This window comes from Pontibacter rugosus, from assembly GCF_042678745.1.
Lineage (GTDB): Bacteria > Bacteroidota > Bacteroidia > Cytophagales > Hymenobacteraceae > Pontibacter > Pontibacter rugosus.
Genome location: NZ_JBHTLD010000122.1, coordinates 1 through 15,599, shown reverse-complemented (window position 1 = coordinate 15,599; position 15,599 = coordinate 1). Strand labels below are relative to the sequence as shown.

Below are 15,599 nucleotides of genomic sequence, written 5' to 3'. Positions count from 1 at the left end.
GTTAGACTCTTTTGTTGTTAAGCCTTATCCATCGTGCCTAATACCTTAACAAAAATTTATGAGAATTAGCTCTATGTTTTTCAACCATAATTCGAAGCTTTGCAGCCTGACTCTTAAGACTGATTGTCTAGCGTCTAATAGCTATCATCTAGCGTCTCTTTACGAACGCCAAAGGTACGGGAACAAAATGTAAGAAACGGTGACAACGATCATGTTTATGGCAAGCAGGGTTAGCAGTTCGTCGAAACTTAGGCTGCGATCTAAGCCATCCATAGCATTTTTTGACATCTTTATGAGCATGAGCAGCATGGGCACGATCACTGGGAAGCTAAGCACCGTCATCAGCGTACTGCTGTTGGCGGCTTTAGAGGCAATGCTTGATATCATGGTAAGCGATGTTGAGAAACCTATAGCTCCCAGTAATAGCGTGAGCAGGAACATAGGTACGTCCTGTACCGGGTTACCGAGCACAAAACCGTAAAACACAAAGCAGGTTAAGGCCAGCAACAGCATCAGCAATGTGTTGTAAATGATTTTAGCCAGAATGATGCCCTGCGGACTTACAATGGAGTAGAAGTATAGCAGCCGCCCCCGGTTCTCCTGCATAAAGCTTTTGGCAATGGCATTAACCGAGGTAAACAGAAGTATAATCCAAAGCAAAGCATTCCAGACTGGGGCAACCAGTATGTTAGAGCGCATACCAAAGCTCAGGTAGCATACAAAAACAACGCTACCTACATACAGCAGCATACCATTTAAGGCATACTTCTGCCGCCACTCCAGTAGCAAGTCTTTCTGAATCAGGTATATAATTTCTTTTAACAGCACAGGCTTCTTGTTTTACTGCAAAGTTAAGGCACAAAAAGTTGTGAAGGTAGCTTTTAAGAAAACATCTCCTGGTGGCAAAAACAAAAAGGCACAAGCCGTTATAGCGTGTGCCTTATCAATCAGAAGCAGTGTGTCCTTCTTTACAAGGGAGCCTGCTGGTCTTTATCCTGATCTTTTTTAGGGCTCTTCTTCTTTTTCTTGTCGTCTTTGTGCTTTACAATCTTTGCTTCGCGGTAGAAGATGATTTCCTCTGCAATATTGGTAACCTGGTCTCCTACACGCTCCAGCTTCTTGATGATAGAAAGTACCGCCAGCGCCTCGTGTATCTTATCTGGGTTAGCAACCATATACTTTGTCACGATGCCATCTGATTTACGATAGATTTTGTCCAGCTTCTTATCACGCTTGATAAGCGCCTTGGCAAGTACAGGGTCGTTGTTTTTGAAGGCAGTACGGCACTCTACCAACATGGCAACTGCTTCTTCGTACATGGGCAGCACATTGGTAAGCTCGAGTAGCTCTGGCGCTACAGGTGCCTCCAGTTTTTTTGCAAAGCGCGCAATGCCTTCAGCCGTATCGCCGATGCGCTCCAGGTTAGCGTTTATTTTAAGAACAGCCAGCACGAGGCGCAGGTCTACGGCTACAGGAGTAAAGAGTGCGAAGAAGTTCTCGCACATGCGGTCTATCTTCAGGTCGAACTGGTTTACTTTCCGGTCGCGCTTAATAATCTGCTTAGCCAACTCTGTGTCTGCTGTCACCATGGCCTCACGTCCGCTCTGTACCTGGTACTCTACCAGATCCCACATTTCCAGCAGTTTATTTTTTAGGCGGTCTAGTTCAATGTCTATATGTGGCATTCGGGTTTTCTTAGGGGTGAGAGTTTATAAGTATACGAGAAACAGTATATGTTTGGTATCAACCGAAGCGCCCCGTGATGTAGTTTTGTGTACGGTCATCTTTGGGGCTTGTGAACATCGTCTTTGTTTTGTTGTATTCCACCAACTCACCCATGTAAAAGAACGCTGTATTGTCGCTCACGCGCCCTGCCTGCTGCATGTTGTGCGTCACAATCACGATAGTATACTCGTTCTTCAGTTCATATATCAGCTCTTCTATTTTGGCTGTAGAAATGGGATCCAGCGCCGAGGCAGGCTCATCCATTAGTAACACTGAAGGCGAAATAGCAAGTGCGCGGGCAATGCATAAACGCTGCTGCTGCCCACCTGAAAGCGCCAGTGCCGATTTATTCAGCTTGTCTTTTACCTCATCCCAAATGGCCGCTTGTCGCAACGACTTCTCCGCCACTTCCTCCAGTACAGACTTCTTTTTGATGCCCTGGATCTTAAGCCCGTATACTACGTTCTCAAAAATGGTTTTTGGAAAAGGGTTTGGCTTCTGAAACACCATACCTACTTCCTTGCGCAGTTCATCAACGCGTATGTTTTTGTCATAGATGTCTCTGTTGTCCAGCAAGATTTCTCCTTCTGTTCTAAAACCATCAATGTAATCGTTCATGCGGTTGAAGGTGCGCAGAAACGTAGACTTGCCACAACCCGATGGGCCGATAAAGGCAGTCACGTTTTTCTCCTCCATCGCGATATTGATATCCTTCAAGGCATGGAAGTCGCCGTAAAAGGCATTCAGACTCTTTGCTTCGAGCTTAATTTGTTTGCTCATATAGTATAATAAAGACTCTTGATGTTAGATACTGGAAATTAGACTGAGGTAAGTATAAATAAGCTGACTAGGTATACTTGCCTGTTTTACCACTTCACTTTTTTCTGCTGCTTGTTGCGTAAGTATACGGCAATTCCGTTTAGCAGGAAAGTAATGAATAAAAGGACGATAATGGCAGCCGCAGCATTTGTAACAAACTCTTCTTGTGGGCGTGATGTCCAGTTAAAAATCTGGATGGGCAGCACTGTGAATTCATCTAAAGGTGATGCTGGTGTAAAAGGTACATAAGCCAGTGCTCCTATCACAATCAGTGGCGCAGCCTCACCAACCGCTCTTGATAAAGCAAGTATAATGCCTGTGAGTATGCCACCGAAAGATGCCGGCAGCACTTGGTTCCAGATGGTTTGCCATTTGGAGGCTCCTAAAGCAAAGGAACCATCGCGTACACTTCCCGGAACCGCCTTGATAGCCTCTCGGGTAGTAACAATAATGATAGGCAGTATAAGCAGCGACAGCGTAAGTGCACCAGCCAACAGGCTACTGCCCAGGCGCATCTGTCGCACAAAAATCTCCAGGCCAAGCAGACCGTAAATAATAGAAGGTACACCAGCTAGGTTCGCAATGTTAATCTCCAGGAAGTTAGATAGCTTGTTCTTTCGGCTATACTCTTCTAGATAAATACCTGCCCCCACACCCAACGGAAAAGAAATAATGGCTGTTAGTACCAAAAGCCACAGCGTACCTGCCCAGGCTGTAAGTATGCCTGCCCGGCTAGCTCTGCGTGAAGGCAGGTTTGTCAGGAAATCCCAGTCAATGCGAGCAATGCCTTTCTGAATGATATCAATAAGGAAAATGGCCAAAACAATAAGTCCTATAAAGGTGCAGAATACACCGAAGACCTGAAAAGCTTTGTCTTTTAACCTGTTTCGTTCTGAACTAGTCATACTTTTCCTGATATTTCTTTTTAATCCAGAAGCTGATGTTATTCAGCGCAAATGTGAAAATGAATAGGGTAATACCGGCAGCGAAAATGGTTCTATATTCCAGTGAGCCATGCGGTACATCTCCTAAGCTTACCTGTACGATGTAGGTCGTGATGGTTTCGATAGGCACGAGCGGGTTAAGCGTCAGGCGTGGCTGCTGGCCTGCGGCAATGGCCACAATCATGGTTTCGCCTACAGCCCTGGAAATGGCAAGTATAACCGACACCACAATGCCTGAAGAGGCAGCCGGTACTAACACTCCAAATGCCGTTTGCAAACGTGTAGAGCCCATGCCGTAAGCAGCTTCACGCAACGATCGGGGAACCGCACTAATGGCATCTTCACTAAGCGAAGAGATCATCGGAATGATCATAATGCCCATCACGATACCTGCTGAAAGCGCGTTGAAGCCAGCTAATGATGGTATAATCGTCTGTAAGAATGGAGTGACCACGGTTAAGGCAAAAAAGCCATATACTACTGTTGGGATGGTGGCCAGCACTTCCAGCATCGGCTTAACTACCTGCTTCAGCGTGGCGTGTGCATAAACATTCAGGTATACAGCAATCGTAAGGCCAATAGGTAAGGCAACGGCAATGGCTATAAAGGTGGTGAGCAAGGTGCCCGCCACCAACGGCATAATACCGAATTTTTTATCGGCAAAAAGTGGCGTCCACTCTTTCTCTGTCAGAAAGTCTACAATAGAAACCTCGCTGAAGAAGGCAACCGATTCTGATAAAAGAACCCAGATAATGCCTATCGTGACCAGTATTGTGATTACGGCTGATAACCACAACAGGCCTTCGATTATTTTTTCTGATACTCTCAAGGTGCTGTAGCGTTTAGAAGTGCAGGCAAAGCAGCTGTTTTAGGTACGTTGCCTGCACCTTTTTAATGTCTGATTATTGCTTGCCTGCACTTGCGTTAGCACCCGTAGCAAATTGCTGAAACTTCTGCTTTTGCTCTTTGTACTTTTCAGCAGGCATTGGGATATAACCTACTTCCTGACTAAGCTCAGCGGCATTGTCTATATAGAAATTCACGAACTCTACAACCTCTGGTCTGCTTACCGCTTTAGAATTCACATAAATAAACAGCGGGCGGGAGAGAGGCGCATAAGAACCGTCTTTTACCGTTTCCAGCGATGGCATGATAGCGCCAGCACCGTTGCTGTCGTTTTGGTCATCCACAGGCACAGCCTTCAGTTTGCTTTTGTTCTCATCATAGTAAGCGTAGCCGAAGAAGCCCAGCGCATAAGGGTCCGTGGATACACCCTGTACCAGCACGTTGTCGTCTTCACTGGCGGTATAATCGCCACGGCTAGAGTGGCTCTTGCCTACAATGGCTTCTGTAAAGTAATCGTATGTGCCAGACTCAACGCCAGCTCCGTACAAGTGGATTTCCTGGTCAGGCCATTCCGGTCGGATTTGGTTCCACTTCTTAATTGTGCCTTGTGCCGCAGGTTCCCAGATTTTCTTGAGTTCTGCAACGGTGATATCGTTTACCCAATTGTTGTCAGGGTGTACCACTACGGTCAGACCATCGTAGGCAACAGGCAACTCTATGTAAGAAATATTATTACTTTTAGCTACTTTATCCTCATCTGCATTCATACTGCGCGAAGCATCCACAATATCTATTTCTCCGCGAGAGAATTTCTTCATGCCACCACCTGTGCCAGATACGCCAACAGTTACTTTTACATCAGGTGCCTCGGTTCGAAATTCTTCTGCTACAGCCTCTGTGATAGGGTAAACTGTAGAGGAACCGTCAATCTGAATGCTGCCAGCCAAGTCGTTATTGGCTGCCTCATTTCCGCCTCCGCCACAAGCGCCAAGCAGGATTGTGCCGCCAAGTAATATAGCAGCGTTTAATTTAAAATAGTTAAGCCTAAGGTTTAACATATGGTTTTTCTTTTTAGGTGATTGAATTCGGTTGAGAAAATCGCTTGTTATGAAACGATGTAAATTTACTGCTGCTATACCTTGTTGTATATGAAGTAGTTGTGTTGTGTGGTTTTAATGCCGTTTAGTCTCTGTTATGATAAGATTGTAATGCAAAGTTGGTACAATTGCAGGCAACCTCTGATGCTGGATTGTTAAGGAATTGTTATTTTTATTTCCACTAGAAAGCCAGCTCCATTTGCACTCTTGCCTGGTAAGTATTGTCCTGTGCCGGGGTGTCCTGCAGCGTTAAGTCGCCTTGTACTTTCAAGCTGTGGCCAACTATGTACCGCGATACCCCCAGCGTATATTGATCTTCCGGCAGGCGCATGGTGGCATCAGTAGGGTCATATGTTGTAAAGCGACCGGCAACTTCCCAGTTGCTCTTAAATAGGTAGCCTGCCTGGATATTAAAAGCTTCCCCGGTTACAAAAGCCTCCTCTACAGTGCCTGTTTCGGTATAAGATACAACAGGGGTACCCTCTACTTGGCTATGCGCATACTCTGCCATGGCAGAAAAGCCTTTATACTTGAACATGGCATCGGCAAAAAAGGTACGGAGATCACGGGTATCGCTGAGGTAATCGCCTAGCTGGCCGCGGTCACGGCTGGCATCATCGTTATAATCATAAGCGGCCGCAATAGCTAGTTTAGGTTTTTCTTCGCGGTAAATGTCGCTGCCTACATATTCTCCACTGCTCTCAAAAGCTCCCAAAGGCAGTATTTCTATTTTAGCTGTAAAGTCATAGCCGCCGGCATTGTCTGCTGTAATGTTACGGCCTTCTCCGCTGGAGATAGAGGTTATCTCACGTACTAGCACGTTTCCTAGTGTATGCTCATGGTGTAGCTGCAAACCTGCGTCACGGTCAATATTAAAGCGGGAGTTAAGCAAACTGCGGTCTACAAACTGCATTTGCTGGGAAGAAATCAGTCGCTCACGGTTGCCCGGTAATTTTGTTTGTCCCACAAAAAGCTCCCAGCCTTTGGCAAAATTCCATTTGGCTACTGCATCAAGTATAACATTGCTGGCAAAATTCTGCTCTTCGCTAAGAGTGCCGCCTATGTCGCGGTTACTCAAGCCAAGCTCAACTTTATATTCAAGTTTAGGAGAGTAAGCAAAGCCTGAGAATTTTAAGCGCGATCTTCTTATAAGAAACTGATCTTCCCAGTCTTGTTCTGGCGTAAGGTTTTGCCCACCTGAATAAAGAACCTGAAAGCGTAAGCCCATTTGAACGCTAAAGGAAGAATCTGCGGCAATAAATTGCAGGCCCTTACCGAACTTAGAATAATTCACGCTTTGCCCTGATGCGTTGATGCTCCAGAAAAGTGCCATGAACAGCAGAAGTATAGTACCTGTAAGTTTTTGAAAGTCCACTATGTGCAAATTTTGATCAGAAAGTAGCGTAGATGTTGCCTGTTATACTTTAAACCTGAAGAAGAAGGTACAGCCGTTGGCGTATAAATAAAGCCCTTGCTTTTCTGTTGCTTTAAAGAATCAATTGGCAGTCTTGTAAGGAAGCAATGTTTTAGAAGTTAAACTGGGCCTGAAGCCTAAGCCTGCTTCCGTGTTGCCTGTTGTAGAGGTTGGAGGCGGTTTTAGTGGTTCTGTCGGCAATACTATAGTCAGCTACCAGTTCAAAGTTCTTGAAAGGCTGCCACTCAGCACCTACCTCTGTTTCGTATACTTTGTGGCTTGTTGCGTCGCGCTCATGTTTTTTGCCGCCATCATAATACTGTACTTTAGCAAAAGGAATTAAAACATGATCGCCAACCTTCATCCGGTACATGGTTTGGGCATAGCCGCCGTGCAGCGACTTTACCTTTATAGACATTGTTTCGGGATCGAACTCAGGTCCCTCTCCAATATTATATTCTGCCTGAAAGCCCAGCGGTTGTGGGTATATAACAAGTGATGCCGCCACACGGCGATCTGTGAAACCTTCTTCTATCTGCTGCTCAGTACCTAAGGATACGCCGCTAGAGAGCTGATCTGGCGTAACAACATATTTGCCGGTGTAGGCTTGGATGCCAGGCTCAATAAACTGCCCGTTAGTTAGCTTTAGCGGGTAAGCCAACCTTACTGCCGTGTGTAGTTGATCGTTCGCATCTGATTTATTAGAAGTTTGCCCGTTGAATACGCCTATACCAAACACACCGTAGTCGCCACTACCTTTAAGGCCTGAGCTGGTTAGTTCTTCAAAGCGCTCCCTGATTTCGGAGGGTGCCCAGTAAAACATAAGCCCCAGGTCGCGCTCATTCGCAAAGGCGCTATTAATCGCGTCGCTACGATCTAAAGCCAAACGGTTGCTGCTCGACTGCATGTTCTCAAAACCAAAGGGAATCTTGCTCTGGCCTACTCTTATTCTGAATTCTTTGGCTGCGTCAAGGGCAAGGTCGAAGTACGCATCGCGCAGTTGCACGAAGTTAAGCGCGGTGCCACCAGGGGAGGAGGCAAAGTCTGGCTGGATATAGACAAAAAGCCTCTCGTGGACATTTCCGCTGAATACAATGCGTGCTCGTCTGATAAAGAAGCCGTTGCCTGCTCCCAAAGACTTGTCACACTGATCGCACTTTAGCTGCGGGTTTGTCTCTAACAGACGGTTATACCTTACCTGTGCATAGCCGCGAATAGATAGGGTTTTATACCAGGGCGTTTTGGCTTCCTTGGCAGGGGCTAAGTAGATAGTATCAACCCGAGAGATGATACGCTGTTCAGTAGCTGCTGTGGTGGCAAACTGAGTAGTGTCTGTGTTTGCAGGTGCTTGGCCTGAAACACGAGTGGTCATAAAATTGGCTGTCAGGAACAGCAAGGCTGCTCCCACAAAAGATTTAGTCACTTCTTCCTGATTAAGGTGAGATTTAATCAACTACCTGAAGAGAGCATTAGTCTGAATGACTCCGCAGGTTTAAGTAAAGTACTTACACCAGAAAATAAGCAGTTAGTCAGGCTGCGGGTTGTTTTCCTGTTGTATTATGCTGCAAAGTAAATGCTTTACTATTACTGCTGCATTATCGCAATGTTATGCTAATGTTAAGCTTGAGCAATAGCCTAGGCATGCTGTAAAATATTGATGAATAAGGGAGAAGCCATATTTTAGCTAACGTGTAAATTCATGCTTGAACACCATCTGAAGCCATGCAGAGCGCGTGTTTAACATTAGATTAACCTGTTGGTAAAATTATGGTAACCATAGGTTAACTGTTGCTTAACAGAAGGTCTCAATGCTTAACTGTATCATAATTTAGGCATAAAGCTGGCGTAAAGTAGCTTGTCTACTTTTGCAGTGAGACTAAACAACAGTATTCTAAATGAAATTCTTTCTGACAATTCTCACCATTCTCACCACCACAGTTTATGGCTTTGCCCAGCAAGGCACACTTAAAGGTAAGGTGACCGACAAAACTACAGGCGAAGAGATTATCGGGGCTGTGGTATTCATTAAAGGTACTTCTAAAGGTACAACTACCGATTACGAAGGTAACTTTACACTTCCGCTGGAGCCAGGTACTTATAACCTCTCCGTTACATTCATTTCTTACAAGCCATTCGAGCAAGTAGCCATACAGCTGGCACCAGGGCAGTCCAAGACAGTGAATGTTCAGCTAGAGCAGAATACAACGCAGATACAAACAGTAGAGATTGTAGGCACCCGCCAGACCAACACAGAAGCCGCTGTATTGCAAACCATGCGCCAGAGCGAAGTAGTTGTAAGTGGTGTGGCCGGTGAGCAGATTGCCAAGTCTATGGACCGCGATGCTGCTGCAACAGTTAGGCGTATTCCGGGAGTTACTGTTATGAATGACCGCTATGTACTGATAAGAGGTATGAGTCAGCGCTATAATACCGTCATGCTGAACGATGCTTTGACTCCAAGTGTAGAAACTGACTCTCGCGCATTTTCTTTTGACCTGCTGCCTACTAGTGTGATAGATCGTATCTTGGTTTATAAAAATGGCTCTCCGGAGCTGCCAGGAGAATTCGGTGGCGGTATCATTAAGCTTTATACAAAGAACGTTGTTACAGAAAACTCTACATCTATAGGTGTTTCCGGTTCATACAGAGTAGGCACTACCTTCAACAACTTCTTGACAGATACAAAAGGCAGTACTGACCTGCTTGGCTTTGATAACGGAGATCGTGCCATTCCCGGAGCAGTTCCGGCAAATCTTGGGCAGGTAGATCGAGGAAGTGACAAGTTAGTGGAATTAGGCCGCTTATTTCCTAATACATGGGTTCCTCAAAGCTCAACTGCCTCGCCAGACCTGCGTTTGTCACTTGGCCTGAACCGTCGCTTCTATCTGGGTTCTTTAGATATGAGTTCAGTGTCGGCCATATCTTACAGCAATACCAATACCTTAACAGAAGGGACTTTCAATACTTATGAGCAATTTAATCCTGAGTTAGGGTACAGCCCATCACAGGTGTCATTTCAGGACAACCTCTATACTAATAATGTACGCTTAGGTATTATCAGCAACTGGTCAGCAAGGCTCAATAATAACAACAAGATTGAGTTCAGGAACTTCTTCAATCAGTTAGGAGTGAGCGAGATATTAGAGCGGGAAGGTGCTGATAACTCAGGAACAGCAGCCACATACCAACGAAATTACTCATTGCGCTATGAAAGCCGCAGCATTTACTCTGGCCAGCTACAGGGTACGCATGATATGGCTGATGACAAAACAACTCTTACCTGGACCGGGGGATACTCCTACACCCACAGAGATGAGCCAGATTACCGAAGGTACCGCACAGCATACAATCCAGCCAATGGGAGCTCTGAACTCATTAGCTCAACTATTGTAACACCCTCTGATCTAGGCAGATTCTACTCTAAATTAAATGAGCATGTGGGTATGGTAAGCGGGCAGGTAGAGCACCGGTTTAACCCTGCTGACTCAACTGCGGAAAATTCACCTGTTATCAGAGCAGGCTTTTATGCTGAGCGTAAGAGCAGAGACTATGCCGCCCGCTTCTTTAGCTATGGTGAGGGTGCGTCATTTGATAAGGGTCTGCTGCTGCTTCCTTTAAATCAGTCGTTTGCACCGGGTAACATAAACTATACAAACGGTTGGGTTCTGCTGGAGCAGCAACTCCCTAAACCAATATATGATTACAAAGCGCAGAATACCTTATTAGCAGGATTTATAGGGGGTTCTTCTCCACTTTCTGATAAATTGTCATTTTCGGGTGGTGTAAGAGTAGAGTATAATAATCAGGAGCTGCAGGCAGTAGATGTAAACTTTAGGGATATTGACCAAAGTACACCAAAGCTAAGTGTGTTACCGTCTGCTAACTTCACCTATAATCTTACATCACGCGCCATGTTGCGTGCAGGAGCCAGTGTAAGCGTAAACAGACCAGAGTTTAGAGAACTTGCTCCGTCACCGTATTACGATTTTGTGAATCAGTTTGAGGTGAGAGGAGAACCTAACCTGGTAACAGCGACAATCTATAACGGCGACATTCGCTACGAATTTTATCCTAACCCTACCGAGGTGTTCTCAATCGGTGCATTCTATAAATACTTCAATAAGCCTATAGAAACAGTTTTTGCCAACACTTCTGGTGGAAACGCAATCAAGTTTGAGAACTCTAAGCATGCTTACAGCTTAGGTCTTGAGGCAGAAGTAAGAAAGTCTCTACTACACTTGTCGGAGTCTAAACTAATACAGAATACTTCTTTGGTTTTGAACGCTGCCCTAAATAAGAGCGAAGTAGAAATTTCAGACAATAGTGCCGCTTATCAGCCTGGCAAGCGGCAAATGGTTGGGCAGTCTCCTTATGTAGTAAACGCAGGAATTTATTACCAGGACGATGCTAGCCAGCTTCAGCTGAACGTGCTGTACAACGTGATTGGAAAACGAATTTTTGCAGCTGGAAGTGACCTGCGCGAGACAATTTATGAAATGCCACGCAACCAGATTGATATCTCTTTAACAAAAGGTATAGGTGAGCATTTTGAGATTAAGGCCGGAATCCAGGACCTGCTCAACCAAAAGACACGCCTTATCCAAGACTCAAACGAGGACAATAAAATTTCTTCTGTTGACGAGCCATTCAGAGAGTTTCGCAAAGGGCAGTACTCAACTATAGGTGTTACATACAAATTCTAATTGAAAGCAATAAACACTAAAACCACTTAATAATTTTTATCATGATTATGAAAAAGCTATTTAATTTATTGTTAGTATCCTTTCTGGCAGTATCGTTTGTTGCTTGCGACGGAGACGACAAAGACGACACAGAGACAGTTGAGCCAGGGCAGGGCGGCCTTACCACCAGCCAGGAGAATGGCATGACGGTAGTTTCTGGATCTACGGACCAGAACTTCACGATGAAGGCTGATACAAAGTATCTTTTGAGAGGCTTTGTATATATTAAGAATGGAGCAACGTTAACAATAGAGCCAGGCACTGTAATCAAGGGTGAGTCTACCTCAAGAGGTACATTAATCATTGAGCGTGGCGCTAAAATTATGGCAGATGGAACTGCCGCTAAACCAATTGTCTTTACTTCAAACCAGCCTGCAGGCCGTCGTGCTGCCGGTGATTGGGGTGGTCTTATCGTCTTGGGTAAGGCCCCTGTTAATAGAGGCAATGAAGTAGAAATAGAAGGCGGTGTTGGCAGCTTTTACGGTGGCACCGATGCTGCAGATAATTCTGGCGTATTACGCTACGTGCGTATAGAATTCCCTGGTGTGGCTTTCCAACCAAATAACGAGATCAACGGGCTTACATTGGGTGGAGTTGGTTCAGGTACTACAATCGATTATGTACAGGTTTCCCACAGTGGTGATGACGGAATCGAATGGTTCGGTGGAACTGTAAATGCAAAACACCTGATCGTTTACAAGCCTGTAGATGATATGTTTGACACTGACAATGGCTACTCTGGTAACCTACAGTTCCTTGTTGGAATTTCTGATCCTGCCGTAGCTGATGCATCTGCTTCTAATGGTTTTGAGTCTGACAATGATGGTTCAGGTACTCCTGCTACGCCTATTACAGCTCCAACTTATTCTAATGTTAGTTTGTTTGGCCCGTTAGGCACTAACACTGCTGCAACAATTAGCAGCAACTACGGTCGTGGTCTTCACCTGCGTCGCAACAACCAAACTAAACTGCACAACTCTCTTATAGCTGGTTGGCCTGTTGGCTTGCTGCTAGATGGTGTTCCTACAGAGAGCAATGCTACAGCAGGTACTTTCAAAATTCAGAATACAATAATTGCTGGTACTCCTGCAGGCAAAGCACTTACTGTTACATCTGCAAGCACGTTTGATGTGGCTACCTGGTTTAATGCTGCTGGCAAAGGAAACAGCGTAGTAAACGATGCGGCTACTTTAGGTATAGCTAACTCTTTCAAGCAAACAGGCGCTCCTAACTTCACCACAGGCACTCAATTGCAGTCTGGTGCTAGCTTTACAGGTTTAGGTAGCTTCTTCGAGCAGGTAAACTATATCGGTGCCTTCGGTGCAACTGACTGGACTGCTGGCTGGGCAAACTTCGACCCACAGAATACTGTTTACTAAGCAAAAATATTGGTTGCACATGTATGGGTGAGAAACATCGTGGCAATCAGTAGCAAGCGGTTTAGTCTCCCGCCTTGCGTGAAACCCGCCATTTGGCGGGTTTCTTTTTTTATTCAGGTTGCTATTTTGGATGTGCCGTGGTATGGGTATCTGAAAAGAGCGCCTTGCATGTTTGCGGTGCCCCAGGGCAGGGCCTCGGTCATATATGCCCTACCCCAGCCGTGTGCGCTCCAAAGCAAAAGGTGAAACAGTTGGTGTTTGGGAACTAGAGGATGAGCGGAAGCTATAAAGGACAGCTTGTTACAAGTTGAAGCAAGCAGAAACTATAGAAGTCAGAGAATAGCTAGCAAGTATAGCCATCGCTAAACAGGTATGGCTTTTTAAGCCAATCGAGTCACAGACTCGACATCATAGTAGGACACGAGTTGAAAGCTGTCGGCAGCAAGCCGGATATATTAAAAATCAGCAGCGGCACCACCTCCGCCACCTAAATAGCTGAACAGGAAGTAGGCCAGTACAAGTATAACAATCAGGCCAAGGCACCCTATGCCAGCACAGCCGCCCCGGCTTCTGCCGCCTGTTCTGCCTCCGCCACCCATCAGCTTGCGCAGCAACAACATTTTAAGTATACCTCTAAACATACTCCTTCAGTTAAGTTAAAAAAATACGCTCCCACAGCACCTGGCGTGTTGAGGGAGCGTTAGGAGTTACGCAAAATGTGAGGTGAGGTTGGTGTGAGCGGCGCGGCCGGTGCAGTTTTAAGGAGCTGTAGCGGGAGAGGGCTTATCCTGCTGCACTATACCTATACCACTAGCTAATTGGCACCTTCCGAAGTATGGCTTCTATAAAGTCCTTTGTTTTAATGCCATCAGCCTCTGCTTCATAGTTAAGTATAATGCGGTGGTTCATCACGTCATGTGCCACATCTTTGATGTCTTCAGGGAGTACATAGTCGCGGTCATCAAAATAGGCGACGGCTTTGGCGGCACGGTTCAGCGCTATACTTGCCCTTGGAGAAACACCAAACTGTATGTAGGGTGCAAACTCGTTCAGGTCGTAATCAGCAGGGCGGCGTGTGGCAAACACCAGTTCTATAATATATTTTTCTAGCGTCTCTGAAATCTGAACCTGATTTATCTCGTTGCGGATGGCAAAGATATCTTCTTTAGAAAGCACCTTAGTGACAGTGTCGGCAAAGCCCATGTTGGCCATGCGGCGCATAATCTCCAACTCGTCTTCTTTCTTTGGGTAGTCAATGTACACCTTCATCATAAAACGGTCTACCTGCGCCTCGGGCAACGGGTAGGTGCCTTCGTGCTCCACTGGGTTTTGGGTAGCCAGCACCAGGAAGGGCAGGTCCAGCATAAAGGTAGTTTCGCCAATAGTTACCTGCTTTTCCTGCATCGCCTCCAGCAACGCCGACTGTACTTTGGCTGGGGAGCGGTTCACTTCATCAGCAAGTATAAGATTGGCAAATATCGGCCCCTTCTTCACCTCAAAAGCAGAAGCGTTCTGGTTATAAATCATGGTGCCGATCAGGTCAGAGGGAAGCAGGTCGGGCGTAAACTGTATCCGCTGGAAATCCAGGTGTAGCGCTTTGGAAAGCGAGTTGATGGTAAGGGTTTTAGCCAAGCCTGGCACGCCCTCCAGTAAGATGTGTCCGCCAGTGAACAGGCCGATCAGCAAGCGGTCTACCATGTATGATTGGCCCACCACTACTTTGCTTACTTCACTTAATACCTGTTTAATCTTGAGTTGGTATGTTTTCACGTTAAAAGCTATATCAGAAGGCACAAATAAGGTATGCGCCTGTAAAACCTCTAAATATAGCTATAATACGGTGGCAGTGTCAAGTTATTGCCATCCCGCTGTGCAAACAAAAAGCACCTGTGGCAGGTGCTTCGCATTAAGTAAGTAGGTGCAGTTATTTAAGCTGCTGCCATTGCATTGTACTGTAAGTTCGTGATACGGGTCGTCTGTGCCTGCTTTACCATATCAATCAGGCTGCGGATGCGGCTGTTTTCTACATCCAGGGGCAACACCATCGTAGTACCTTGCGTGGTACGCACATGTACACGTTGGCTGCGCGTCATCAGGAACAGCGCAACAAAAAAGCCTGTCAACAGAAAAAAGGAATCGTTAAAGTATACAAGCAGCGCAGACAGGATACTCAAAAACAGGTATAATTTGTTGCCGGAATGCTTAACATCCCAGGATGAGATATCTTCAAGCATAACAGCCTGGCTCTCCTGGGGCGACCAGGGAGTGCTCCGCTGAATAAGGCGGTGTGTGGTGAGGGCGATTCGCTTATCAACTGTCTGGATAAGGTATTGCTCTCCAGGTAGTAGCTTGTGTATAGCCATCTTTGCCGGAGTATTAAGTTTGTTGAATTTAGGGTAGCGTATTAATGTCAGTATCACAGCTTCCGGGTTTAATGTTTTTAATGATGATTCCGAAAACCTGTAAAAGGTTGCATCTTGTTGAGCAAACAAATATAGCTATATTTTGTATGTGTAAAAGCTATAGCTGCTCTTATTATTCATTTTGCCTAAATTAGTTTGTTTTAAAACGTTAAGTATGAGCCAGGTAGTATAAAATAGCCTACTAATATAAATATCATCAGCCTGCTATAC

General features: G+C 45.6%; 13 protein-coding genes. 2 read left to right on the top strand and 11 right to left on the bottom strand.

Annotated features, from left to right (window positions below; genetic code table 11):
• Window positions 1–159: 159 nt before the first annotated feature.
• The 8 genes from ACFQ2O_RS13355 to ACFQ2O_RS13320 form a co-directional block, all read right to left on the bottom strand.
• On the bottom strand, window positions 160–825 hold the full coding sequence (locus ACFQ2O_RS13355; RefSeq protein WP_377528417.1) for a heme exporter protein CcmB: 666 nt from the start codon (window positions 823–825) through the stop codon (window positions 160–162).
• A gap of 143 nt (window positions 826–968) precedes the next feature.
• The gene (phoU, locus tag ACFQ2O_RS13350; protein WP_377528413.1) at window positions 969–1,685 is read right to left on the bottom strand and encodes a phosphate signaling complex protein PhoU; all 717 of its coding nucleotides are present in this window, start codon (window positions 1,683–1,685) and stop codon (window positions 969–971) included.
• A gap of 58 nt (window positions 1,686–1,743) precedes the next feature.
• Window positions 1,744–2,493 (bottom strand): phosphate ABC transporter ATP-binding protein PstB, encoded by a 750-nt coding sequence (gene pstB / locus ACFQ2O_RS13345; RefSeq protein WP_377528415.1) that lies wholly within the window; start codon window positions 2,491–2,493, stop codon window positions 1,744–1,746.
• A gap of 98 nt (window positions 2,494–2,591) precedes the next feature.
• The gene (pstA, locus tag ACFQ2O_RS13340) at window positions 2,592–3,449 is read right to left on the bottom strand and encodes a phosphate ABC transporter permease PstA (RefSeq protein WP_377528411.1); all 858 of its coding nucleotides are present in this window, start codon (window positions 3,447–3,449) and stop codon (window positions 2,592–2,594) included.
• Entirely contained in the window at window positions 3,442–4,317 is an 876-nt protein-coding gene (gene pstC, locus ACFQ2O_RS13335) for a phosphate ABC transporter permease subunit PstC (RefSeq protein ID WP_377528409.1), read from the bottom strand. The genes pstA and pstC overlap by 8 nt, the downstream gene beginning before the upstream one ends.
• A gap of 73 nt (window positions 4,318–4,390) precedes the next feature.
• Window positions 4,391–5,392: a PstS family phosphate ABC transporter substrate-binding protein gene (locus tag ACFQ2O_RS13330; protein WP_377528407.1), complete on the bottom strand. Its 1,002-nt coding sequence runs from the start codon at window positions 5,390–5,392 to the stop codon at window positions 4,391–4,393.
• 220 nt (window positions 5,393–5,612) lie between these two features.
• A complete protein-coding gene (locus ACFQ2O_RS13325) occupies window positions 5,613–6,806 on the bottom strand; it encodes a porin (protein ID WP_377528404.1) in 1,194 nt (397 codons plus the stop codon).
• A 151-nt stretch (window positions 6,807–6,957) separates the two neighbouring features.
• A complete protein-coding gene (locus ACFQ2O_RS13320; protein WP_377528402.1) occupies window positions 6,958–8,268 on the bottom strand; it encodes a porin in 1,311 nt (436 codons plus the stop codon).
• A 472-nt stretch (window positions 8,269–8,740) separates the two neighbouring features.
• Between ACFQ2O_RS13320 and ACFQ2O_RS13315 the strand changes: the two genes are divergently transcribed.
• Together ACFQ2O_RS13315 and ACFQ2O_RS13310 are read left to right on the top strand one after the other, a co-directional pair.
• Window positions 8,741–11,548, top strand: coding sequence for a TonB-dependent receptor (locus ACFQ2O_RS13315; RefSeq protein WP_377528400.1), 2,808 nt, complete (start codon window positions 8,741–8,743; stop codon window positions 11,546–11,548).
• A 47-nt stretch (window positions 11,549–11,595) separates the two neighbouring features.
• Entirely contained in the window at window positions 11,596–12,966 is a 1,371-nt protein-coding gene (locus ACFQ2O_RS13310; RefSeq protein WP_377528398.1) for a T9SS C-terminal target domain-containing protein, read from the top strand.
• Window positions 12,967–13,421: 455 nt separating this feature from the next.
• Here the strand turns inward: ACFQ2O_RS13310 and ACFQ2O_RS13305 are convergent, their stop codons facing one another.
• The 3 genes from ACFQ2O_RS13305 to ACFQ2O_RS13295 all read right to left on the bottom strand — a co-directional run bounded on the left by ACFQ2O_RS13305 (window position 13,422) and on the right by ACFQ2O_RS13295 (window position 15,386).
• On the bottom strand, window positions 13,422–13,607 hold the full coding sequence (locus ACFQ2O_RS13305; protein ID WP_377528396.1) for a hypothetical protein: 186 nt from the start codon (window positions 13,605–13,607) through the stop codon (window positions 13,422–13,424).
• A gap of 169 nt (window positions 13,608–13,776) precedes the next feature.
• Window positions 13,777–14,736: an AAA family ATPase gene (locus ACFQ2O_RS13300; RefSeq protein ID WP_377528394.1), complete on the bottom strand. Its 960-nt coding sequence runs from the start codon at window positions 14,734–14,736 to the stop codon at window positions 13,777–13,779.
• Between the two features lie 158 nt (window positions 14,737–14,894).
• Window positions 14,895–15,386: a hypothetical protein gene (locus ACFQ2O_RS13295; protein ID WP_377528392.1), complete on the bottom strand. Its 492-nt coding sequence runs from the start codon at window positions 15,384–15,386 to the stop codon at window positions 14,895–14,897.
• Window positions 15,387–15,599: the final 213 nt, after the last annotated feature.